Origin of the sequence: Claveliimonas monacensis (genome assembly GCF_014982975.1) — a bacterium.
Taxonomy (GTDB): Bacteria; Bacillota; Clostridia; order Lachnospirales; family Lachnospiraceae; genus Claveliimonas; species Claveliimonas monacensis.
Window position 1 is genome coordinate 112,010 of the sequence record NZ_JADCKL010000005.1, and the last position, 22,262, is coordinate 134,271.

Consider the following 22,262-nt stretch of genomic DNA (forward strand, 5'->3'; position numbering starts at 1 on the left):
TTTATAACGCGTCCAGCGCCTCCTGTGCTGTTTCCTGTGCTGCGTCCAGCGCCTCCTGTGCCGGAACATTCTCCAGCTCTACCTGGTCTGCCGCGATCTTCAGTGCGTCAAGGATCTTGCCTCCCGTCGGGTCTACAAGGGCTGATGTGCCGTGCATGGACTGCTGCAGAGGTACAAGTGCATGGGGGTTCTCATCTGTGTAGGCTTTGAAATCCGGCACTTCCTGTGTGGACTCACGCACTGCCACGTATCCTGTAGCCATGGACCATTTTGCCTGGTTCTCCGGTGTTGTGAAGTATTTCATAAATTCATACACGCCCTGCTTCTCTTCATCAGAGGATCCCTCCAGCATAACAAGCTGCAGTGCGTCTGCTGTAGGTGCGGACGGATTGTCGCCAAATCCCGGCTGCTCGATGGCTCCCACAATGCTGAAGTCAAGGTCTGCCTGGTCTCCTGAGGATCCTGTGTATCCGCCGGCCTTGTTCTGGAGCACATCGTCAATGGTTGTATACCAGTACTCCCATCCCTGTCCGCCGGAATGTACTTTCATGATCTGGTCATCGTGGATCCACTGGCGGAAGCTCTCCCACACATCTACCCACTCTGGTGAGTTGATCAGACATGTCTCCCCGTCCTCGCTGAGGAGAGAAGCTCCGTTGCTGAGAGCTGCGTCCACAAGGTTCCCGTAGCCCCACATGGGCTCCCATCCAACCACGCTGTCTGTTGTGATCTTCTCTGCTGCCGCCTCCAGGTCCTGCCATGTCTTAATGGTGGTGGGGTCGATCCCTGCGTCTGCAAATATCTGTTTGTTGTAGTAGAGCACCTGTGTGGTCCCGTAGGCCGGAAGGGCAAAGAGCTTTCCGTCCGCGTCCACGCCCTGGTCATAGAAGACCGGAACGTAGTCCTCTTTGTCGAACTCGTCGTCAGCGTCCACAAACTCATTGATGTCTGCCACCAGGTTCTTCTCTGAGAGGTTCCTGGAATTGTCTGTGCCGAGAAGGGCCATATCCGGCGCGTTCTTTCCTGCGATCCCCGCCTGGAGCTTCTCGTAGGTCTCTGTGTAGTCTGCCTGTGTGGTGGTGGCCACCTCGTACTCATCCTGGGATGCGTTGAAGTCGTCAACGATCTCCTGGAACACGTTCACAGCCGTCTTTCCTCCGGAATACCACAGATCGATCTGGATCTTTCCGTCTGCTGTGGTAGTTGTCTCAGAAGCGGAGCTACCGCCGCAGCCAGCCAGAAGAGAGGTTGCCATTGCGCATAATAAAAGTGCTGATACAATTCTTTTTTTCATGTCATTTCTCCTTTTTTGTTCAATTCCTTTTTTACTTTTCCTTTATTCAGTTAAAAATAATCTATGTAAGAGGGACTAGCCCTTCATACCCGTATCTCCGCCGATGCCGTTGATAAACCATTTCTGGGTAAAGGCAAAGAGGATCAGAAGCGGCAGGACAATGATGGCGCTTCCCGCCATAACAAGGGGCCACTCGGTTCCGTAGGCGCCTCCTTCGATAAAGAACTTCCGAAGTCCCTGGGACACCAGCATTTTCTCGTCTGTGTCCGTGATAAGGGACGGCCACATGTAGTTGTTGTAACAGGTGATAAAATTCATAAGTCCCATGGTGATAAAAGAGGACTTTGTCATGGGGCACACCACTCTCCAGAGGATCTGCCAGTGGCTTGCCCCGTCTATCCTGGCTGCTTCGATCATGCCCGCAGGCACCTGCATGAAGGCCTGGCGGAGGAGGAAGATGCCGAATATGCTGACACATCCGGAGATGATCAGTCCTGTGTATGTATTCAGAAGACCCCCATTTGCCAGGATGATATAGCTGGGAATGTAGGTAGCCGCCGTTGGCAGCATGTAGGTTCCCATGATAATGGCAAACAGAACTTTCTTACCCTTAAAGTTCATAAACACGATGGCATAGGCGATCATGGCCCCTGTGACAATCTGTATCAGCAGTGTAAATGCAGATACATACAAGCTGTTTGCCACGTATTTCAGAAGCGGGGAGTTAAAGATGACTTCATAAAAATTCTGCCACTGAAATTCCGCCGGGAAGAAGGCAGACACATCCATAACCTCCGCCTTTGTCTTCAGCGCACTCAGCACCATCCAGATGAAAGGGAACACTGTAAACACGCAGAACACAAGAAGTATGATGATTTTTCCTGTCTTTTGAATTCCTGTTTTTATCTTCATATTTTTCCCTCTTTTCTAATAGTGGACCCATTTTTTGGATGCTGTGAACTGTATGGCTGACAGGAGCACCGTCAAAATGATCATGACAATAGCCACCGCTGTAGCCTGTCCCATATTAAATTCCTCAAATCCAAGCTGATAGTACATATACAGAAGCGTCCTTGTGCTTCCCGACGGGCCGCCCTGGGTCAGGATCTGTATCTGATCATAGGCCTGCAGGGAACTGACCATTGTAATGATCACCAGGAAAAATGTGGTGGGGGAGATACACGGCAGCGTCACATCCCGGAATCTCTGCCAGCTCTTCGCCCCGTCAAGGCCGCTTGCCTCGTACAGCTCTCCCGGAACTTTCTCCAGAGCCGACAGGTAGAAGATCATAGCGTATCCCAGGCTCTTCCAGACAGTCACAATGATCACCGCCAGCATGGCTGTCTCGGAACTTTTTATCCACTGCAGTGCCGGAAGATGCAGAAATTCCAGCACTGCGTTTGCAATTCCGGTGTCCGGATCATAGATCCAGGTCCACACAATGGAAATTGCCACTGTAGGCGTGATCCACGGGGAAAACAGAATAAACTTCACGATCCCGCTTCCTTTGAACGCCTTCTGCATCAGCAGCGCCAGGAGCAGTCCCAGTACGATGGTGGGAACCAGGGTTCCCACAGTAAATACAAGTGTATTCCACAGTGCATCGTAGAAACGGTCGTCCTTAAAAAGCGCTATAAAGTTGTCAAGAAATACAAAATTGTATGTTGGCGACATGTAATCCCAGTCTGTAAAACTGATGTAGACTGACCGAAGTATCGGGTAAATCCAGAACACGATCAGCGGGATCAGTGCCGGCAGGACAAACAGCCACACACTTCCCACCTTTCGGATATTAATCCTTTTTTTCATAACTCATTTCCTTTCTGTTTATAATTCCATAGATCACAAGCATTGTAACCGCCGTTGCGGGCAGTGAGATCCATATGCCGGACATCCCCACAGCCACCGGAAGCAGAAACAGGTACGCCGGCGAGACGATCAGACTTTCTGCAAACGTGAGGATCACGGCCAGCTTCGTCTTCAGCACTGCATTCAGATAGGACAGATTGAATTTGACAAATCCTGTCACAAGAAAGGCAAGTGCGCTGATCCGCATGCCGGTTTCAAAAAATACAACCGCCTCATCCGAAAGCCCGAACCACCGGGCCAGGTGCGGCGTACAGATAAACACTGCTGCCATGGTGATGACTCCCAGCACACCGGCTCCGACTCTTGCTGTCTTTCTGACCTGTGCCAGCTCCGCAGGCCTTCCTGCTCCGTTGTAGTAGCTGAGCAGCGGCTGCACGCCGTCTCCTATGCCGGTGAGAAGGTACTGTACCGGAAACACAATATAGGAGATCACTGCATAGCAGGCTACCGCCGCGTTTCCACCGTACCGCAGGCACTGCCAGTTGGTGAAGATCAGAGCCACCGTGGGAGCCAGGGATACACCGAAAGCCGTGACGCCGCTGCGGCAGATCCCTGCGGCCAGCTTTCCCTCCAGAGCCGGACGGGCTTTCTCTTTGTAAGCCTTAAGAAGAACCGCCACGCTGATGACGAGGACCACAAGCTGGGCTGTCACCGTGCCCCAGGCCGCGCCCCGTATCCCCATTCCCATTGGAAACATCAGATAATAGTTGACTCCGATATTGACCGCAAATCCGGTCACCATGCTGATCATGGCCGCGAAGGACAGGTTCATGTTCCGCAGGATGGGAGTGATACCGGTACCGCATACCTGGAGCACGCCTCCCGCGATAATGATGCCTGTGTACTTCTGTGCCTCTTCCAGCACCTCACCTTCCGCCCCTAAGATCTGAAGAAGAGGATCTCTCACAAGAAAGAGGAAAAGTGACAGGAGAATACCAGCCAGGACAAGAAGGGTCGCTGTGGTATTGAACATTCTCCTGCAGCCTTCCCGGTCCCCTTTCCCCATCATATTGGAATAGAGGACGCTTCCGCCTGTTCCGATTCCGACTCCCAGCGCAGTGATCACTGCCGGTATCGGCCAGGCGATATTGATCGCCGCAAGTCCGATGTCCCCCGCCGCTTTTCCCACAAACAGTCCGTCCACCACACTGTACATGCCTGACATCGTGAATGCGATCATGGTCGGGAGAGCCTGTTTTAAAATTCGTCTGAACATGGATTTCTTATTCCTTTCTCCTGCGTCCTTTCGGACACAACCCGGATTATAAACAATGATTTTTAAAAAATCTTCAAAGAAATGTAAAGTCTGCGTTAAGTCATTTTCTGCGGGAGAGCATAAAAAAAGGACCTCCCGGAGCAACGCTCCGAAAAATCCTTTTCCCCATTTTATTCTTCTTTATGATGCATATCCTGCTCAAACTCCTTCGTGGACTGTATCAGCATCCTGTCAAACCGTTCCGGATCGCTGAGCATGATCGCCCCGCACAGGGCGTCCACAAAAGCCATCTGAGAGATCCTGGATGAGATCCATCTGCTGATCTCCGAAAAATGGATCGTGGGCGTAATGAAAATGTAATCCGCGATCCGTGCCAGCTCTGACGTCTGGCCGCCTGTCACAGCCACCGTCACTGCCCCCGCCTGCTTAGCCGCCGCCAGGGAATCTATGACAGCCTGGGTTTCTCCGGATATGGAGAAACCGATGGCCACGTCCTTTTTCCCCAGATGCCCGGCGCTGACTTTCTGAAAGAACAGATCCGAGTAGTTCCGGCTGGTAAGTCCCAGATGAAGCATCCGCCCCGAAAGTTCAGCCGCCGCGTTGGCCGAGTTGTCTGTCCCGTATACATCGATGATCTTGGCCTTTTTAATGACTCTGACCACCTCTTCCATCTGTCTGAGATCCAGGTGTTTTGCCATATCGGATATCATGGTCAGATCATCCCGTATGATCTGAAAGACTGCCTCGTACTTCTTATTTTCACGCTTCTGCCCGGTCTGCTCACCGGACAGTTCCTGCTGCCCCTTCTCCTGCCACACAGTCTTCTGAAAGGCCGACCAGCTTTCATACCCTGCTGCCTGCAGCATGCGGATAATGGTGGCCTGCCCCACGCCGGCCCTCTCTGCCAGTTCCCGCACAGTCATGTTCCCGGCCGCCTCCGGATTTTCCAGAAGCAGATCTGCCGCTTTTTTCTGGTTACGGCTCAGCATGGCATAGCAGAGCCTCAGTTCAGTCTTCCACATATCTGTCACTCCCTTGTCCGGAACATCGCTCCGTTTTTTTGACTTTTTTCAATGTCTTATTTTAGCATTGTCGGCCGGACAAGGGTGTAGAAAATCTACAATTTTACAAAGATTTAACCTCACATTCGTGTTCTGTGTGCAGCAGCATATGTGCTTTATGTGACATAGGCTGCCCCATATACTCATCATAGAGCTTCAGGATATCCGGGTTTTCGTGTGAGAAGCGCACCTTATAATCCTTGTCCAGACGGTAGAGCTGCTTTCCTCTCTCAAAGGCCAGCTCCTGACCGTCGTGGATCGGCTGTCCGCCGCCGCCCACGCAGCCGCCTGGACATGCCATGACTTCCACAAAATCGTACTCCACTTCCCCTTTTTCCATTCTGTCAAGAAGAGTTCTGGTATTTCCAAGTCCGCTGACTACCGCCGTGCGCACTTTGATCCCATTGATGGTAAGCTCTGCCTCTGCCACACCGTCATTTGCGTTAAATCCGGGACTCCTGACTGCCTTGAAAGCGTCCGCGTCCGGATTTTCCCCGGTGATGATCGCATAGGCTGTGCGCAGAGCCGCCTCCATAACGCCGCCTGTCACGCCGAAGATGACGCCCGCTCCGGTTCCCTCCTGCATAGGAGAGTCCCCGGGAATATCCTCCAGCGTATCCGGACTGATATGGGCAGAACGCATCATCTTTACCAGTTCTCTTGTAGTAATGACTGCATCCACATCATGTCCTGCGTACTCTTCATAGAAGAGTTCCTGCTCCCGCTCGGCCTTCTTGGCCACGCATGGCATGACGGACACGGTGTAAATCTCCTCCGGCTTCTTTCCGATCTTCTCCGCGAAATAGGTCTTCATGACCGCCCCGAACATCTGCTGCGGGGACTTGGCCGTGGAGAGATATCTGACAAGATGAGGGTACTGGGACTTGATAAACCGCACCCATCCCGGACAGCAGGAGGTGAACATGGGGTGCCCCTTCAGCTCCCCCGCCGTAAATCTCTGTACAAACTCGTTGGCTTCCTCCATGATCGTAAGGTCCGCGGAAAATACCGTGTCAAATACGTAGTCCGCTCCCATTCTCTTCAGAGCGTCCATGATCTTTCCAATGGTGGCATCTTCCGGCGCAAGTCCGGTCTGCTCTCCCCAGGAAGTGCGGACAGCAGGCGCCACCTGGACAACCACGGTCTTCTTCTCATCTGCCAGGGCATCCCACACTTTCTCTGTGTCGTCCCGCTCACGCAGGGCTCCCACCGGGCAGTGGGTGATGCACTGTCCGCACAGGGAGCAGGGAGCATCCTCGATATTCATGTGCCCGGACACATTGACTGTGGTCCGCGAGCCGGTTCCCTCCACATCCCAGACAGACAGCTTCTGTACCTTGTCGCAGATCTGGATACAGCGCATGCATTTGATACACTTTGCCGAATCGCGGATCAGCGGGAAGTCCATGTTCCACTCTCTCCGGTCAATCTCCTGCCGGTAGGGAAGATCGATAATATTCAGATCATTGGCCACCTTCTGCAGGCTGCAGTTGCCGCTGCGGGCACAGGTGACGCACTGGCAGTCGTGCTGGGAGAGGATCAGCTCCACATTGGTCCGCCTGTCCTTGCGCACTTTCGGGCTGTTGGTAAAGATGACCATGCCCTCTTCCGCCACATTGTTGCAGGATGTGATCAGGCGCTCCTTCCCCTGCAGTTCCACTACACAGACGCGGCAGGCCGCGATCTCATTGATCCCTTTCAGAAAACAGAGGCTGGGGATGGGAATGCCGTTCTGTCTTGCCGCTTCCATGATCGTTGTATTTTCTTCTACGGAAATATGCTTTCCGTCAATCGTCAGATTTACCATATACTCTCACGCCCTCCTTTGAATATTCCGTAGCCGAAATGATCGCAGCGCAGGCACCGTCCTGCCTCCTGCTTCGCCTCGTTTTCCGTCATACAGTTTTCGACTCCTTCAAAGTCTTTCACCCGCAGACAGGCCTCGCGCTCTGTCAGGTTGACCCTGCCACACGGTGAGCGGTCTGAGAGATTGGGTTCCGGGATCTCCACATCACAGGAAATCTCGTGATGGTAGCCCAGATACTCGTCAATATTGGCAGCCACCACTTTGCCGGCCGCAATGGCGGTGATGACAGAAGCCGGACCACTTGCGCAGTCTCCGCCTGCAAAGACGCCGGGCATATTCTCAAAGGTTCCCGTGCTCTTTGTGCGGATCTTTCCTCTCTCTACCGGAATGCCCGCCTCCTCAAAGTGGCGCGTCTCAATGTTCTGGCCGATGGCTACAATAAGCACGTCGCAGGGGATGTAGAGGTCCTCTTCGCCGGTAGGCCGGATGCTGGCTCTGCCGTCCTTGATGGCGCTGACCATCTGGGGCGTCACATAAAGACCCTTCACCTGGCCCGCCTCATCCACGTCAATGGCTGCCGGTGCTTTCAGTGTCTGCAGCTCCACGCCCTCAGCGATGGCTCCCTCGATCTCCTGGGGCAAAGCGGTCATATCTGCCCTGCGGCGCCGGTAAACAATGCTGACTTTCTTGGCCCCCAGACGCTTCGCTGTACGGACAGCGTCCATGGACACGTTTCCGCCGCCTACCACGGCCACTTCCTTGCCGGTCAGATCCATGATGATATTCTTCCCTACATTTCTAAGGAACTGTACTGCCGAGAGTACGCCGTCCGCGTCCTCTCCCTCCAGTCCCAGCTTCTTGTCCGTGCTGGCGCCAATGGTGATGAGCACAGCGTCGTACTCCTTCCTGAGCTGCTGGATCGTAATATCCTGGCCGATCTTCATGCCGTATTTTACCTGTACGCCTGTCTTCAGGATACAGTTGATATCGTCCTCAAGCCGCTCCTTTGGCAGCCGGTAGTTGGGAATGCCGTACCGCAGCATGCCTCCCAGCTTCGGCAGCATCTCGTACACCACAGCCTGGTGTCCCATAAGCTGCAGATAGTAGGCCGCGCTTAAGCCTCCCGGCCCTCCTCCAAGGACAGCGATCCGCTTTCCGGTGGAAGGAGCACATGCCGGCGGGTCCACCTCGCCCGCATAGTCTGCCGCCATCCGCTTCAGTCCCCGGATGTTGATGGAGTCGTCCACCATATTCCGGCGGCATCTTGCCTCGCAGGGATGCTCGCATATGAATCCGCAGGTAGTGGGGAACGGGTTGTCCTTGCGGATCAGACGCACGGCATCTGCGTATCTTCCTTCGCCTACAAGAGCTATATACCCGGGCACGTCCACATGGGCCGGACACAGTGCCACACAGGGCACAGGCTGATTGTAGCTGCATGTACATCTTCCATTTTTTATGTGCTCAATATAGTCATCCCGATATCCGATCAGCCCTTTGTAGACCATCCGGGCCGCCTCGTAGCCGATGGCGCAGTCCGCCGACTCCATAATGGAGAGCGCTGTCTCTTCCATGTAATCCAGCGTCTTCATGGTGGCTTTTCCATCCAGCACATCCTTGATAAAATGGTTAAGCTGCCCAAGACCGATCCTGCACGGCACGCATTTTCCGCAGGTCTGGGCATGGCACAATTCCAGGAAGGCTCTCGACATGTCCACAGGACACAGTCCCGGCGGACTGGACTCGATCCGTCTCTCCAGATCTTTATAGAGACCTTCCATGACAATTCTGGCTCTGTTTGGAGCCTTAATCTCTAGTCTGCTCATTTTCTTCTCTCCTCTCGACATGTTTCCCCATAGTTTTTTTATTATAACACTACCCGGACCGGTTGTAACCAGATTTGCCGGAAGTAGATTTTTTAACAAAAATAAGCATAAAAAAGCGGCCGTCTCGCTAAGAGTCCGGCCGCGGTACTGTTTCCTTTACAGAGCCATTTATGACAAGCTCTCCCTCCTTTTTCTCCACCTCAAATTCCAGCGGATGCCGGAGCGCCCAGGAAGGGTCAGAAGCCGCCTTTTCCTTCCATCTGTAATAAGCCTCCAGAAAACCGCCGTGTATGAGCTCTTCTGCCTGCAGACGGACCTTCACCGCCTCCCCGTAATCCTGATACGTGCCAAGATAGAATCTCTGCCCTTTAAATCCTATGTTCACCCGGTATTTTCCGTTCCCGGTCCTGAACACGCCCCGGAAACCGCTGGTATTGTCCTTCCTGGATTTTCTCTTCTCAAGGATTTCCACACAGGTACCGTCAATGCGGTGCAGCTTCTCACGTATCTTACTCCTGTTCTCATTTCTCAGGCAGCCGCAGCTCATGACGCTTTCCCGCACGAGCGCGTCCTCTGTCACTTCCGCCACCCTGCCGCAGTCACACTGACACTCCCAGTATACAGAGCCCTTCCGGTCCCGCCTGTCTGTTGGGCGCAGAGCTGTCAGCCTGCCGAATTTCCGCCCGGTCAGGTCCACTCTGTTATGTCCGTGCTCATGGGAGCGGCAACCACAGCTCTTCACCTTTCCCGCTTTCAGGTCCCGGGCAGTCACAGCCTTCTCATTTCCGCAGTCACACCTGCACAGCCAGCAGGTCCGGCCATACTTGTTCTCCGCCCTGCCCAGCACAGTCAGGTGCCCGAACACGCGCCCCGTCAGGTCCTCGGCAATGCTCCCCCTGCGGGCACTGCTCCTGGGGATGCACCCGCAGTCCGCCACGGTCCCGTTCTTCAGCCGCTTGGTATTGACAAAAATCTCCTGCCCACAGTCGCAGCGGCATCTCCACACTCTGTATTTCTGCTCAGTCCTGTCCGTCTTTTCCAGGACAGTCAGGTGCCCGAAGCGCTGCCCCGTCAGATCCTTCTTATATGCCTGCTTCCTCATCTGTCCCTTCTCTTTCTCTTTCTCTTTTTCTTCTTCCTCCGTGTGAAAAGAAATATCACCGCCAAGAGAAAGACTGTCAAAAGACCTCCCAGGGCAATGAGATTTAACATCTGCTCTGTCCTTATATCCTCCTCCGAGGACTCATAGGGAAGTCCGTCTCCCAGCCTTGCCTGCAGCTCCTCATCACCGTCTGCCTGTCCTTCTCCCGCTCTTTTGCAGTACACCACATATCTCTGGTAATTCTGGGGGTAGGGATGACAGGTGATCAGGGTGACCATGTCCTCCCCCGGCAGGATCTTTACCGCATCCACGTCGTCCGGTTCAATGACGATACATTTTTCTACCTGATACTCTATCGTCTCCCAGAGGTTGGTGATCTCCACCTTGTCTCCCGCCTGCAGCACCTCGATCTCCCGGAACATGGGGATTCCCCCGTTGCCCCGGTGGGCTGCGATGACGCAGTTGGTATTCTCCCCGCCTATGGGCATGCTGGTCTGCCCCAGCACCACCGCCCCCTTCAGCATGTTCTCCCGGCTGGCGCCCACATACAGGGGCATCCGAAGGTTCATGGCGTCGATGGTAATGTAGCCCACCATGTCGTCAGGGAGCCCGGACGCCTGGAGATCAAAGGGGTTCTGTTCATAGCTCCAGGCGTCCACCAGGCCGCTCTGGCCGTTTTCATAGATACTGGCGTTGTATTCCTGCATCTGCTGCAGAAGCCCGCCATAGTCTGTCCCTGTACTCCCTTCCTGTCCGCTCCCCTGCTCTATCCGGAGCTTCTCATCCTGAAAACGGCTGATCTCCTGCCCGTTTTCATACTCTGACATGAGGCTCCTTGCGTGGGGATACAGGAGCAGCGAGGCTCCCGCCAGGAACAGCAGCACAGCCAGCGTGGTAAATATGACTCTTTTCATCCCAACCGTCCTTTCTGTCACCGCATATCACCGCATGTCACTGTCTTCTCCTGCGTCTCTTTCTCCCCCGCCGTTTTCCTCTTCTCCTTTTTGCAAAGAAGACAGCCGCCGCAATGGCCGCCAGGAGAAGAAGCCCCAGGAGGATCGCGTGCAGGTATGTATCCAGCCAGCCTCTGCCCTGGTCTGCTGTCCTGCTGCTGTCCTCTGCCTCCGTTTCCTCATAGGGTACTCTGGTCCCCCGTACAAGGAGGCGGTGGGTGTTGACCGCGTAGGGCGTGCACGTCAGGAGCGTGACCAGGTCCCTGTCCTCCTCCGGCTGCAGCAGGGACAGTTCCTCCGGCTCGATGACCTCGATCTGGTCCACCTCGTAAGCCAGCGTCTGGTCCAGCACATGGATATAGAACCGGTCCCCTGTCTCCATCTCATCCAGGCGGGTAAAGAGCTCCGCGCTGGGCAGTCCCCTGTGGGCGCTGATGACAGAATGCCGGTCCAGCCCGCCGATGGGCAGAGCCGTCATCTCCAGATGCCCGGCCCCCTCGGCCAGCACTTCCTCACTTGTCCCATGATAAATGGGAAGATACACGTCTATCTCCGGGATATCCACGTATCCCATGACGCCGTCTCCGTTGATGTTGAGCACCTGGCTGTAGTTATCCGGAAGGACATAGCCGCTGCCCATGACAAAGGGGTCATGGACCGGATCCCCCGCCAGGTTCTCGTTGTACTCCTCCGCCTCCGCCCACGCCGCGTCGATCTGCGCCTGGTCCATCTCACTTACCTTCGCCTGGTAGGTACGGATCACCTTCTCCTGCTGCCGCTCCGCCAGCATGTTACTGATGGCCGGATAAAGGAAAATCCCGGCGCCTGCTGCAAAAAGCAGCAGAGGCGCCAGGAGGAATAAAGGGTTCTTCTTTTTTTCAGTCGTCTTATATTCGTTCATGTCAGATAAACCCGGTTTTTCAGTCTTTTACACTTACGCTTTCTTCTTTCTCGCGATCACAGTGATCATGGTAACTGCGCCAGCCATGAGGATGATACCTGCGATGGTGAATATAAGAGTTCCCATGCCGCCTGTTTTGGGAAGGTTGAAGCCTGCCTCGTCAGAACTGATATTCTGGACATCAAAAGTAATCTTATTCGTATCGAGCGAAACCGTTCCATAGATAGTCGCTGTCCCATCGGCTGTCGCAGATGAGGTGCCAGCATCCAGCCTTCCGTCTTCATCCACATCACCAAGCACGATCGTGATCACTCCTGTCGGCAGTACACAGTTATCCGGCGCCTTTGTCTCTTTCAGAGTGTATGTCCCGACATCAAGGCCCTGGACCTGTAAAGACCCGTCCTGCGGAACTGTCAATGTTGTATTCCCACTGTCCGGATCATAATCATATATGCCGCCCGTGGAAGTCTCAGTGAATGTCAACACTCTGCCGTCAGCGGCAGAAAGTGTAAACTCTGCACCTGAAAGCGCATCTCCCTCTTTATCCACTTTGTCAAACTGGATGCCGTATGTATAGACGTCCTTATCTGTAGGTGTCTCATAGCTGTCATCTCCATATGGGTCATTGGCAAGCCCGAGGAAGGCATCATTTCCGAGCGCGTCTTCCACAAAGGCCTTTTCGTTTACAACAGCCGTGTAGGTAACATAAATTTTAACCCCCGGATTCCCCCTAACATAGGTATCTGTAAAGTTGATCTGGAACGTGCTTCCATCCGGAACAGGAGCTGCCACCCTGTAGTCTGTGCCCGCTGTCAAAAGATTATCCTGTGAAATACTCGTCTCATAGACACGAATGGAATTATCTCCCGAGTAATCAAAGCCTTCTCCCAGGCTGTCCCTGATGTAGAACGTAAGATTTGTTGCTCCCTCCGGGTAATCCGGAACAGTCGCAGAAATCTGATAAGTCACCGTATCTCCGATCGCAACCGTGTCATCCTCACCCTCAGCAACATCCTTTTCAATAGGGGGTGTTTCGCTTTTCATATCGACCTCGTCACTCTGGACCGTCCATGCGCCTTTGTTTTCAACAGGGATAACTTCCGCCGTGGCGGGACTGTAAACCCTTGTCCCTCCGGTTGTGAGCAGGATGTACTCGCCCATTGTCATATCAGCAAAGGTAACGCTGCCTTTGCCGGTCTCCTGTGCGGCTTCAGAAAGGTGGATTTCCCCCCCCGACCGTATAGTCGCTGCCATGCTCTCCAGGAAACCTGACTGCTCATCTGCAGTCACAGTACCGTCCAAACCGAAAATATCTTTTACCGCGTTATCCACATTTCTATCAATATAGCCTGGATAATGCTGCGCCACCCAGTCAGCCACTTCATCTGCCCATGTGTACATGGGATAGGTGGGCTGTTCTGACGCATTATCCACATTTACATCAATGATCTTGTACGCATGTACCGTGACACTCTGCTCGGTCTCCAGGCCGTTTACCGTAATCGTCTCTTTGTCACTGCTGGTTACAGCAAACGCCGTCATGCTCATTGAGAGTATCATCACTATTGCCAGGCACAACGCCAGGACTCTTGCCGCTTTGGATTTCTTTTTCATTTTTAGGATTCCCCCTTTTTGCTTCACTTTCTTTTCTATTTTCTGCTTTTATGGACATCTATTTTAAGGGCGGCGCTCCCGCCCATATCCACCGCTTATCCTGTCATTTCCTGGGCAAATCTTCCCCTTCTCCTGAGATGCCAGGCAGCTCCCGCAGCCCCGGCTGCCATCAGGATGCCGCCGACTATTAAGAACAGCCTGATCCCGGTGTTTCCGGAGAAGGGCAGCTCACCGGGCTTGTAGTTCATGATATAGTACCCTTCTTCGCTGGTCCCGATCGCTGGCGGATTGCCTACAGCGCTTTCACTGTCTACCGGTCCAAAGGACTTGCTATCCGTATCATAGGCAATCCTCCACTGGCCCCCAGGCAGTGTATATCCATCGGGCGCTGTCAGCTCCACAAGCCGATACTCAGAGGCATCTATGCGGAGCTCCTCAAAGGTGACCCGGCCGTCTTTGCCCGAAGTCACTACCTCTATCAGCTTCCAGCAGCTGGCATTCTCATAATCTGTAGCTATTTTGCCTGTTTCTGCATCAGCTATTTCTATCAGGCTGTCTTTATGCCCGTGGGAGGGATCTGTACAGGTCAGCTGGTATATTGCAAACACTGCCCCGGAAAGATGAGTGCCCTCATCCATGCCGCCTTTATCCGTCTTCGTAAAGCCAAAATCCGCTGTCGGTACATATGTATTTGTAAACGCCACGTTTACGCTGCCGATGTCGGTAATGACAAGCTCTCCTGTCTCTTTCCCTTCTTCAGCAGTTCCGTCTCCCACAACATACGTTGTGTCATATGTCTGCCCCTGTATATCCTCTTCTGTTATCAGGACCTTTGCGCCTGTGGGCAGGCCTGTGATCGTGATGCTTTGTCCGTCTGTAAGAGTCACCGTCGCCACACCCTCTGTAAACTGAACTGTTGCAGGATCAGGCGCCCCTGACCCTTCTGCTGCAAATCCACCAGTTAAAGGTTGACCCTTCGTATCTTTCAGGGTAATTGTAAAGGTAAACTCCTGGTCCTTCTCAACCACCCCGCTCTCATCCACTACCGTTTTGCTGAGCGTCAGACTGTTTATCCTGCGATTCTCCACACACACAGTCACGGTGCCTGAGAAAAGATTGGTCAGATCCTCGTCATTCAGGTCTGTCTTGTTCCCTTTGATCCCCTCATCGCTCTGGTGTGCTAAGCACTGCCTTACAAGCAGCTTTGACCATCCGCCCTCCACTTCAAAATAAGGATCTCCTTCTTCGCTTAGAGTCCCATACTCCAGAGCTTCATGCGTATTCTGGAACTGAAGATGAAGGTCATTGCCAGTGTCTTTATCCCAGTCACCCCAGGCAAAAGTCCCGTTCCCCAAGGTCCCGCTGACCAGCTCTGTCTTGATGTCATGGAGCGTGGCATCTACATCATCATCTGTAGCGAACTGGAGCATGCTCCTCACGATCGAGCCGACTCCTCTGCGTACACTGATTTCATCTGTGTCTGTACCTGCATCCGCATAGACGCCCGTATTGTCAACGATCACATGGACTGCCTTCTCCGATGCCCTGTATCCCTCGGGGGCATCTGTCTCTATCAGATAGTATTCTCCCAGCGGGATCTTGCTGAACATGGCCCCTCCCGTCAGCTCAAGAGGAACTGTCATGTCGCTGGTGGCCTGCGTATATGCCGGCTCTGCTGCGCTAGGAGAAGTATATGTACCATCGTCTTTCACAACCACATCTTCCGCATGATACAGGGCAAAAGTCGCTGTCTTTCCACCAGCAGCCGAGACAGGCATCCCGTTTTCATCCAGCTTCTGTACATACAGGTTGTTCTGTATATTGGGCACATAGAGATTCACAGAGAATACCCTCGCAAATCCATCGCTATCCACAAGCTTTGTATTATCAGCAGCAGCGTCGCTTATTGTTGTCGCTGTTGTATAGAAATAGCCGATGGTATATTCCGCCTCGTTTTTGTTTCCCTCAGACAGCATATAATAGTATTTTGTAATGTCCCCCGGTACATTTTCTACATTCACTTCATATGCGCCGCTGGCCGTAACAGTAAACCTATACGGGCTTTCTTTTGCAGCTTTAATGATACTTTCCAGGGAGCTGTCCTGAGCCACCTTCCAGCCAGTTTCCGGATTGCCGGAAACAGCTTTCCAATTTCCCGCTTCGCTCAGCCCGGCACTCATATCCTGTCTCTGCAGGACAACCGCGAACAAGGTCCCCCCGTTGGTATCCATATCCACCTTTGTTCCATCTGATAAAGCTATCTCTGCTCCGGTCTGCGCCGTTACCTTCGCATTGGCGTAAGAGCCGGTTTCCCACTGATTGGATGAAAGCAGGACCACATCCACATTCCCTGACTCTTCAAAGCGGAGCTTCATGTCTCCGGACTTCCTGTATCCCGAGGGTGGCGTCCCTTCCTCCAGAACCATATACCGGATACCATCGCTGTACAAATCCTCCAGGCTGACAGGCATTCCCAGGTCATCCACAAAGACCAGTTCTCCATTCTCATCTGTCACGCCGCTGCAGATTTGCTCCCTCTTATTATATTCCTCATCAGCCTCATACAACGTAAAGGCCGCACCCGGTATGTGGTTCCCCACCTGGTCCACTTTGATGATCCCACTTTCCGGTATAGTCACCAGGTTAAACTTCAAAAGCATATTAGAGTCTGTGTTCCCGCGTTCCAGATAGAAAAATTTCAACGTGTGATAGGTATTGTCTGCAAATGTATTCTCCTGCCAGGTTGTCTGGCCAGCTCTGTCAGCCTTCTCGTACATACTCTTCAGGGTTCCCGTCTCACTGCCATTAACGGAAATCTTGCCACTGCTAAAATCAATCTCCAGCGAGGCCGCGTCATGAATCCCTCCCAGGTCAGCCACCAGGACATCATCGATAAATACCCATACGTCATCATCGCCGCTGAATTCATAGGTTACTTTATCAGTCGGGTCTTCGTCTGTATAGCCTCCATACCGCTGGACAAAACGGGTTGTCATGGTCAGTCCAAAATAGTGATTGATCGATACTCCGGGATATTGCTGTCCTGCGTTCTCCCCGGAGTCATACTCCTCTACTGAATTCACATTGCTGGCCTGGATGCCTCCGTCTCCCGCCGCTTCAAACACCTCAGCGCCCGAATCAAACGGGAAGAACTGGCCATCCGGCGAGCCTCCTTTTGCGTAGACGGCCCAGGTATCATATAAGGTAAATTCTTTGGTCGCCCGATCCAGCTCTGCGAAGTTCTTCTGGCTGTTATAATAGAAATATCCCTCATCATCCACCTGGAGCAGCCCTGATGCATTGGGATAAGAAGCTTTGCCGTCATGCTCGAGCAGCGGATCAAAAAGATAGGCAAGCGAAGTACCGTCCAGTTTATCCTCGTTCAGGACCGGGTAACCATCACTCAGGGTAGAGCTGACAATTCCCGGGCGCACTGCCTTGCTGCTGGTCCAATCATTTACATTGTTTTTATCCAGATGACTTTCTGAAGTATTGCTATCTGTTCCTATACCTTTCCCAAATTTCAATACTTTTCCACTGTTGATCCCCTTATCGAAATAACTCTCAGGGTTGCTCTTATCGCTGGCATCCTGTTCATCCAGCCAATAGTCAAACACATTGATCGTCGTCCCCTGGGGCGTTTTGCCTTCTACTGTGTTGGCCTCCAGGATGTCCTGGCCAACAGCATGCAGCTCTGCTTCCCCGAGCTGTACTGTCACACTCAGTCCGCTTACGCCTTCCGCCATCTGATAGCCCTCCGGCAGGCTTGCCGTGAACACATGGTCACCGCTCCAGATTCCTTCTGCCGGGACTGCCGACAGATCCCACGCAATATCCAGTGTCACTGTCTCCCCTTCTGCTGTCACTGCCTGGATCTGCGCTGGAAGCATGGAAGATAAGGCATCCTGGGTCAGTGGATTTTCCTCGCTGGCTCCCGGCATACCGATTCCCCATACTCCGTCATTTTCCTGCAGGAGACCTTCCTGGTCCACCCAGCTCCACTCAGAGATGGTTGTCACTGTTGCTGCGCCGGTATCGGACTGCTCTGTCTCTCCCGCCGGCTGCTCTTCCGTGGCAGATTCTGTACTTTCCGCTGTCCCGAGGCCTACGCCCTGCTCCGCTCCATCCTGCGTTACGCCCTCTGTCTTCTGTCCGCCCGCAGCGCTCTGCCCGGTCTCTCCCTCAGCCAGTGCAGATATGCCGCCGGATGAAAGGAGAAGTGTGAGCGCAAGCAGACTGGCAGTCAGGCGTCTTCTGCACTTCCTCATTTACCTATCACTCCTTTATTGTTCTCTCATTTCAGGAACACAACTACATAACATTAATTATGTAGTAAATATTCCTTTTGCCAGAAGGGGTCCCTGTAAATCGTTTTATAGCGAAGCCGCCAGAGCATAAAAAGCTTATTAGGAGAAAAGGGACCTCTGCGAATACCAAGGTAATAGATATGTAGATGCACTGCTTATAGCCTGCTTCTGTCTGTTCTTCTGAAAGGATTGACTTTTGAAATCGTATATTATAGAATAAAAAATGTTAATTGGTTTTTATCCTTCAGGAGATTACATTTACTACATAATTAATGTTATGTTGCATTTTCAAGCAGTTCTATTTTTTCCAGATTTCTCTTCCACTCATTGATCCCATCCGACGCATAGTTTCTTGTGACTTCCAGGCTGCTGTGTCCCAGTATATCCGCCAGATTCAGAAGATTCTTTGTCACTTTATAAAAGGTTCTTGCAAACAGATGCCTCAGGTTGTGGGGAAAGACCTTTTCCAGCGCAATGCCTGCCTTATCTGCGATCCGCTTCATCTCTTTCCATATATTGGACCTGTTTTTTTCCTTTCCCGTACGTGTACAGAAGATAAGTCCGGACCGGATATGGTTCTTACTTATATATAAAATATATAAAAGAAGTCTTTTCCTCAGCGCCGCCGGGATGATCACTACCCTGTATTTCCCTTTGTTCCACACCCGCACAATGCCGCTCTTTATGCTTTCCACTTTAAAGAATTTCAGTTCACTCACCCGTATGCCGGTGGCGCACATGGTCTCCATGATCATGGCAAGCTGGTCTTTGCCCTCTGCCCGGGCTGTCCGTACCAGGCGACGGAACTCTTCTCTGTCCAGATGCTTTCCACTTCTTTGTATATCCGCCCTCTGCATGCGTATACGTTTTATCCGCAGGCGCTCCATGCCGATAAACACAAGAAACTGATTCAGTGCCGCTATCATAGAATTAGCGCTGTTCACGGAATAGCTGTTCATCAGCCACTCCTTGTATTCCAGCAGTCTTTCCTTCCCTATCTCCTGGTCTCCGCCGCAAAATCCCCAAAATTTTTTCATGTCTCTTGTATATTTTTCTATAGTCGCAGAAGAATTTTCCTTCTCCTGCAGGTATTCCCGGAAGTTCTCCATATCATGCTTTCTGATCCTGAATGTCTTTTTTTCCATAAATTGTTCCTCTTTCTTTTTTCTTTAGTATCTGTTTCTCAGTACAATACCATACCCCTTGACAAAAAAATAATTGCGCAGCGTGTACACTGCGCAATTACTTTCATCTCATCTTCACTTTTAATGGCACTTGCTCCATCCGCAGCTCTTGCAGATATTGCATCCTTCCTCAAATACAAGAGGCTCCCCGCACTCCGGGCAGTACATTTTATCCTTGTCCATCTCCGTGGACACTGCCTTCGGCTTCGGGACCTTCTTGACCTTCTTCACCGGCTTTTCTGCCTCGCAGTTCTCTTTCGCGGCCAGCTCCTCCTGCATCTCATTGTACATATCCATGAGCGCGTTGCCCACAGCCATAGGACAGCAGGCGCCCCTGCTTGTATCTTTCCTTGTCACCCTTCTTGCCGTGTAGGATGGGCAGGAGCCGCTGGAATTCAGCTGATCCACAATGGTCTCAATGCTGATGCCGCCTCTTGCGCTGATGGAGATCATACGGGACAGGCCCACCATGAAGTTGTTGCATCCGCCTGTGGAGCCCTTGCTTAAGTAAGTCTCCAGAAGAGCTCCTGTGTTGGGATCAAACAGGGCGATACAGTGCAGGCTTCCGCATCCTGTCACCAGCTTGCGCTTCTTGCCTACCACGTCGTCTGTGACAAGAAGGATCTCGCCTCTCTTCAGCCCCTCGCCTGCGGTGACTTCCTTCTTCTCTTTCTTCATATCTGTGTTGAGGATGCCGATCCTCTTGCAGCCATCCCGGAAAATGGTAATGCCCTTCAGCCCTTTCTCGTAGGCGTACATGTAGAGGCCTTCCGTCTCCTCCACCGTGAATCCGTTAGGCACGTTTACTGTGGAGCTGATGGAGGCGTCGATATGCTGCTGCCAGATGGACTGCATGTCGATCCTCTGACGGTAATCCAGTGTCATGGCTGTCACAAAGTAGTCCGGCAGCTCCGCGTCGCTCTTGATGCCAAACTGCTTCATGTAAGTTTCCACGATCTTTGTGTATACCTTATAGTAAACGTCTGTGCCGTGGAGAGACTCTGTCTTTCTCTCATAGTAATTTGCATAAACCGGCTCAATGCCTCCGGAAATGCCCAGCATGGTGGACAATGTTCCCGTGGGCGCGATGGTCAGAAGCTGGGAGTTGCGAAGCCCGTACTTTTTCACCAGCTCCCTTGTCTTCTCTGTCGTGTTTGCCAGGAAATAGGGGGTGCTCATAACCTCATCGATCTCACAGGCCGGGTAAGCGCCCTTCTCTTTGGCCAGCTTTGCAGAGGCGGCGATCGCTGAATCTGCCATGGCAAATCCGATCTTGTCGCACATGACCACAGCATCCTCCTCGCCGTAGGCAAGTCCCAGCTTGATGAGACAGTCTGCAAGCCCCATGATGCCAAGTCCGATCTGACGCCACTTTGCCACGCTCTCCTGCTGCTCCTGCAGAGGATGCAGGGGGAGTCCTTCCTCCAGCACTTCGTTCAAAGCTCCCACAGATACTTCCACGCAGTGTTTCAGACCCTCGAAGTCAAACTGCGCATGATCTGTGAATGGGTCTGTCACAAAGGCGGAAAGGTTGATGCTTCCCAGCAGGCAGCTTCCTCCTGCCGGAAGAGGCTCCTCCGCGCAGGGGTTGACTCCGGCGTAGGAGAACTCCTTTGTGTTGCTGAGAAGGTTCCAGCCCTCAATGCGGTCCCAGAACAGAGCGCCCGGCTCTGCATAGTCCCAGTTTGTCTCCGCGATCTTGCGGAACAGATCCCTGGCATTGACCTGCTTCTCGATCACCTGTCCTGTGGCCTGCCTTGTATAGTGAAGGAGATAGTCCTCGTTCTTCTTTACTGCCTCCATAAAGTCCTCGTGAATGCGGACGGAAATGTTGGCCTTTGTCACTTTCTCCAGATCTGTCTTCAGATCAATGAACTCCTCCACATCCGGATGAGAGCAGTCGATGGAGATCATCAGCGCTCCGCGTCTTCCGTTCTGTCCGATCAGCGCTGTCACAAGGGAGTAGAGCTCCATAAAAGAAACCGAACCGCTTGTCTCTTTTGCCGCATTGTTGATGCGCGCCCCTCTCGGGCTTAATCTTGAGATATCCACCCCGCAGCCTCCGCCGTAGCTGTAGGTCCGCGCCAGCTTTTTGGCGCAGTCAAAGATGCTCTCAATATTATCCTCCGGCGGGTCCACCACGTAGCAGTTGGAGTAGGTTACCTTCCTGCCTTCCTTGTCCAATCCCCTGTTGGACAGGATCCTGCCCCCGAACAGGAACTTTTTCTCGCGGATATACCGGGCGATCTCTTCATTTCCGCCGCTGATGCGCCCTACCCACTCATCGAAGCTCTCTCCCTCGTTGCAGTATTTCTTTGTCCATATGTCCGTGCCGAGTTGATTTTCTTCGCCCAGCCATTCTTCTACAGTCATTCCACGTTTCTCCTTTTTTCGTATTCAGCTATACCAGAATACCACTATATCATGTGCTTTTCAAGTATACATTATACATTATCTGCACTTTATCTATACGCCCTGCTTCTTGCAGATATCCTCCAGGCAGCACCTGTCGCAGTAGGGCTTTGTCCTTGCCGTACACACATCCCGTCCATGGTACACAAGCCGGTGGCACAGGTCGCTTCCCTCCTCCGGGGGAATGATCTTCCAGAGAGCCATCTCCACTTTTTTGGGCTCCTTGATGCCGTCCACCAGCCCGATCCGGTTGGTGAGCCGGATGCAGTGGGTGTCTGTCACAATGGCAGGTTTTCCGAATACATCCCCCATGATCAGGTTGGCGCTTTTCCGTCCCACACCGGGCAGCGCAAGGAGAGCGTCAAAGTCGTCCGGCACTTTGCCGCCGTACTCTTCCTTTAAAATCTTCATGCAGGCGCTGATGTCCCTGGCCTTGCTCTTTCCAAGCCCGCAGGGGCGCACGATCTCCTCAATATCCGCCACATCCGCATCTGCCAGGGCGTCCACAGTGGGATACTTTTCATATAAGACTTCCACGATCTTGTTGACTCTCTCGTCCGTGCACTGGGCTGCCAGCCGCACACTCACAAGGAGCTTCCAGGCCTGATCATAGTCCAGGGTGCAGCCTGCGTCCGGATATTCTTTTTTCAGCCTCTCGATCACTTCCAGGGCTCTCTGCTTCTTTGTCATCTGTCCTTCTCCTTTTCTTATTTATC

The 22,262-nt window shown here is 52.7% G+C and carries 15 protein-coding genes; all 15 read right to left on the reverse strand.

Going from position 1 to position 22,262, the window contains the following annotated elements; all coding sequences use genetic code 11:
- Nucleotide 1: 1 nt before the first annotated feature.
- The 15 genes from INF30_RS08530 to INF30_RS08600 all read right to left on the reverse strand — a co-directional run bounded on the left by INF30_RS08530 (nucleotide 2) and on the right by INF30_RS08600 (nucleotide 22,236).
- Nucleotides 2–1,294 carry an ABC transporter substrate-binding protein gene (locus INF30_RS08530; protein ID WP_226394881.1) on the reverse strand — a complete coding sequence of 431 codons (1,293 nt, stop codon included), beginning with the start codon at nucleotides 1,292–1,294 and terminating at the stop codon, nucleotides 2–4.
- Between the two features lie 75 nt (nucleotides 1,295–1,369).
- Nucleotides 1,370–2,206 (reverse strand): carbohydrate ABC transporter permease, encoded by an 837-nt coding sequence (locus INF30_RS08535; RefSeq protein WP_226394882.1) that lies wholly within the window; start codon nucleotides 2,204–2,206, stop codon nucleotides 1,370–1,372.
- A gap of 15 nt (nucleotides 2,207–2,221) precedes the next feature.
- Complete coding sequence (locus INF30_RS08540; protein ID WP_226394883.1) at nucleotides 2,222–3,103, reverse strand: carbohydrate ABC transporter permease; 882 nt, start codon at nucleotides 3,101–3,103, stop codon at nucleotides 2,222–2,224.
- Nucleotides 3,087–4,379, reverse strand: coding sequence for an MATE family efflux transporter (locus INF30_RS08545; RefSeq protein ID WP_226394884.1), 1,293 nt, complete (start codon nucleotides 4,377–4,379; stop codon nucleotides 3,087–3,089). The genes INF30_RS08540 and INF30_RS08545 overlap by 17 nt, the downstream gene beginning before the upstream one ends.
- 170 nt (nucleotides 4,380–4,549) lie before the next feature.
- A complete protein-coding gene (locus tag INF30_RS08550; RefSeq protein ID WP_226394885.1) occupies nucleotides 4,550–5,401 on the reverse strand; it encodes a MurR/RpiR family transcriptional regulator in 852 nt (283 codons plus the stop codon).
- Nucleotides 5,402–5,504: 103 nt separating this feature from the next.
- Nucleotides 5,505–7,247, reverse strand: coding sequence for a [FeFe] hydrogenase, group A (locus INF30_RS08555; RefSeq protein ID WP_226394886.1), 1,743 nt, complete (start codon nucleotides 7,245–7,247; stop codon nucleotides 5,505–5,507).
- On the reverse strand, nucleotides 7,241–9,073 hold the full coding sequence (locus INF30_RS08560) for an NAD(P)-binding protein (RefSeq protein WP_076779227.1): 1,833 nt from the start codon (nucleotides 9,071–9,073) through the stop codon (nucleotides 7,241–7,243). The genes INF30_RS08555 and INF30_RS08560 overlap by 7 nt, the downstream gene beginning before the upstream one ends.
- Before the next feature lie 127 nt (nucleotides 9,074–9,200).
- A complete protein-coding gene (locus INF30_RS08565; RefSeq protein ID WP_191384140.1) occupies nucleotides 9,201–10,175 on the reverse strand; it encodes a transcriptional regulator in 975 nt (324 codons plus the stop codon).
- Nucleotides 10,172–11,089 carry a class C sortase gene (locus tag INF30_RS08570; protein WP_226394887.1) on the reverse strand — a complete coding sequence of 306 codons (918 nt, stop codon included), beginning with the start codon at nucleotides 11,087–11,089 and terminating at the stop codon, nucleotides 10,172–10,174. Before INF30_RS08570 ends, INF30_RS08565 begins: the two co-directional genes overlap by 4 nt.
- Before the next feature lie 37 nt (nucleotides 11,090–11,126).
- On the reverse strand, nucleotides 11,127–12,029 hold the full coding sequence (locus INF30_RS08575) for a class C sortase (protein WP_226394888.1): 903 nt from the start codon (nucleotides 12,027–12,029) through the stop codon (nucleotides 11,127–11,129).
- Between the two features lie 33 nt (nucleotides 12,030–12,062).
- A complete protein-coding gene (locus tag INF30_RS08580; RefSeq protein WP_226394889.1) occupies nucleotides 12,063–13,643 on the reverse strand; it encodes a SpaH/EbpB family LPXTG-anchored major pilin in 1,581 nt (526 codons plus the stop codon).
- A gap of 95 nt (nucleotides 13,644–13,738) precedes the next feature.
- Nucleotides 13,739–17,911, reverse strand: coding sequence for a SpaA isopeptide-forming pilin-related protein (locus tag INF30_RS08585; RefSeq protein ID WP_226394890.1), 4,173 nt, complete (start codon nucleotides 17,909–17,911; stop codon nucleotides 13,739–13,741).
- 314 nt (nucleotides 17,912–18,225) lie between these two features.
- A complete protein-coding gene (locus INF30_RS08590) occupies nucleotides 18,226–19,095 on the reverse strand; it encodes a tyrosine-type recombinase/integrase (RefSeq protein ID WP_226394891.1) in 870 nt (289 codons plus the stop codon).
- A 120-nt stretch (nucleotides 19,096–19,215) separates the two neighbouring features.
- Nucleotides 19,216–21,507, reverse strand: coding sequence for an adenosylcobalamin-dependent ribonucleoside-diphosphate reductase (locus tag INF30_RS08595; protein WP_226394892.1), 2,292 nt, complete (start codon nucleotides 21,505–21,507; stop codon nucleotides 19,216–19,218).
- A 93-nt stretch (nucleotides 21,508–21,600) separates the two neighbouring features.
- On the reverse strand, nucleotides 21,601–22,236 hold the full coding sequence (locus INF30_RS08600) for an endonuclease III domain-containing protein (RefSeq protein WP_226394893.1): 636 nt from the start codon (nucleotides 22,234–22,236) through the stop codon (nucleotides 21,601–21,603).
- Nucleotides 22,237–22,262 lie beyond the last annotated feature (26 nt).

What these genes read in the sequence shown, in the direction of transcription:
- INF30_RS08530 (WP_226394881.1), bottom strand. Translation starts at nt 1,294, where the DNA reads ATGAAAAAAAGAATTGTATCAGCACTTTTATTATGCGCAATGGCAACC.
- INF30_RS08535 (WP_226394882.1), bottom strand. Translation starts at nt 2,206, where the DNA reads ATGAAGATAAAAACAGGAATTCAAAAGACAGGAAAAATCATCATACTT.
- INF30_RS08540 (WP_226394883.1), bottom strand. Translation starts at nt 3,103, where the DNA reads ATGAAAAAAAGGATTAATATCCGAAAGGTGGGAAGTGTGTGGCTGTTT.
- INF30_RS08545 (WP_226394884.1), bottom strand. Translation starts at nt 4,379, where the DNA reads ATGTTCAGACGAATTTTAAAACAGGCTCTCCCGACCATGATCGCATTC.
- INF30_RS08550 (WP_226394885.1), bottom strand. Translation starts at nt 5,401, where the DNA reads ATGTGGAAGACTGAACTGAGGCTCTGCTATGCCATGCTGAGCCGTAAC.
- INF30_RS08555 (WP_226394886.1), bottom strand. Translation starts at nt 7,247, where the DNA reads ATGGTAAATCTGACGATTGACGGAAAGCATATTTCCGTAGAAGAAAAT.
- INF30_RS08560 (WP_076779227.1), bottom strand. Translation starts at nt 9,073, where the DNA reads ATGAGCAGACTAGAGATTAAGGCTCCAAACAGAGCCAGAATTGTCATG.
- INF30_RS08565 (WP_191384140.1), bottom strand. Translation starts at nt 10,175, where the DNA reads ATGAGGAAGCAGGCATATAAGAAGGATCTGACGGGGCAGCGCTTCGGG.
- INF30_RS08570 (WP_226394887.1), bottom strand. Translation starts at nt 11,089, where the DNA reads ATGAAAAGAGTCATATTTACCACGCTGGCTGTGCTGCTGTTCCTGGCG.
- INF30_RS08575 (WP_226394888.1), bottom strand. Translation starts at nt 12,029, where the DNA reads ATGAACGAATATAAGACGACTGAAAAAAAGAAGAACCCTTTATTCCTC.
- INF30_RS08580 (WP_226394889.1), bottom strand. Translation starts at nt 13,643, where the DNA reads ATGAAAAAGAAATCCAAAGCGGCAAGAGTCCTGGCGTTGTGCCTGGCA.
- INF30_RS08585 (WP_226394890.1), bottom strand. Translation starts at nt 17,911, where the DNA reads ATGAGGAAGTGCAGAAGACGCCTGACTGCCAGTCTGCTTGCGCTCACA.
- INF30_RS08590 (WP_226394891.1), bottom strand. Translation starts at nt 19,095, where the DNA reads ATGGAAAAAAAGACATTCAGGATCAGAAAGCATGATATGGAGAACTTC.
- INF30_RS08595 (WP_226394892.1), bottom strand. Translation starts at nt 21,507, where the DNA reads ATGACTGTAGAAGAATGGCTGGGCGAAGAAAATCAACTCGGCACGGAC.
- INF30_RS08600 (WP_226394893.1), bottom strand. Translation starts at nt 22,236, where the DNA reads ATGACAAAGAAGCAGAGAGCCCTGGAAGTGATCGAGAGGCTGAAAAAA.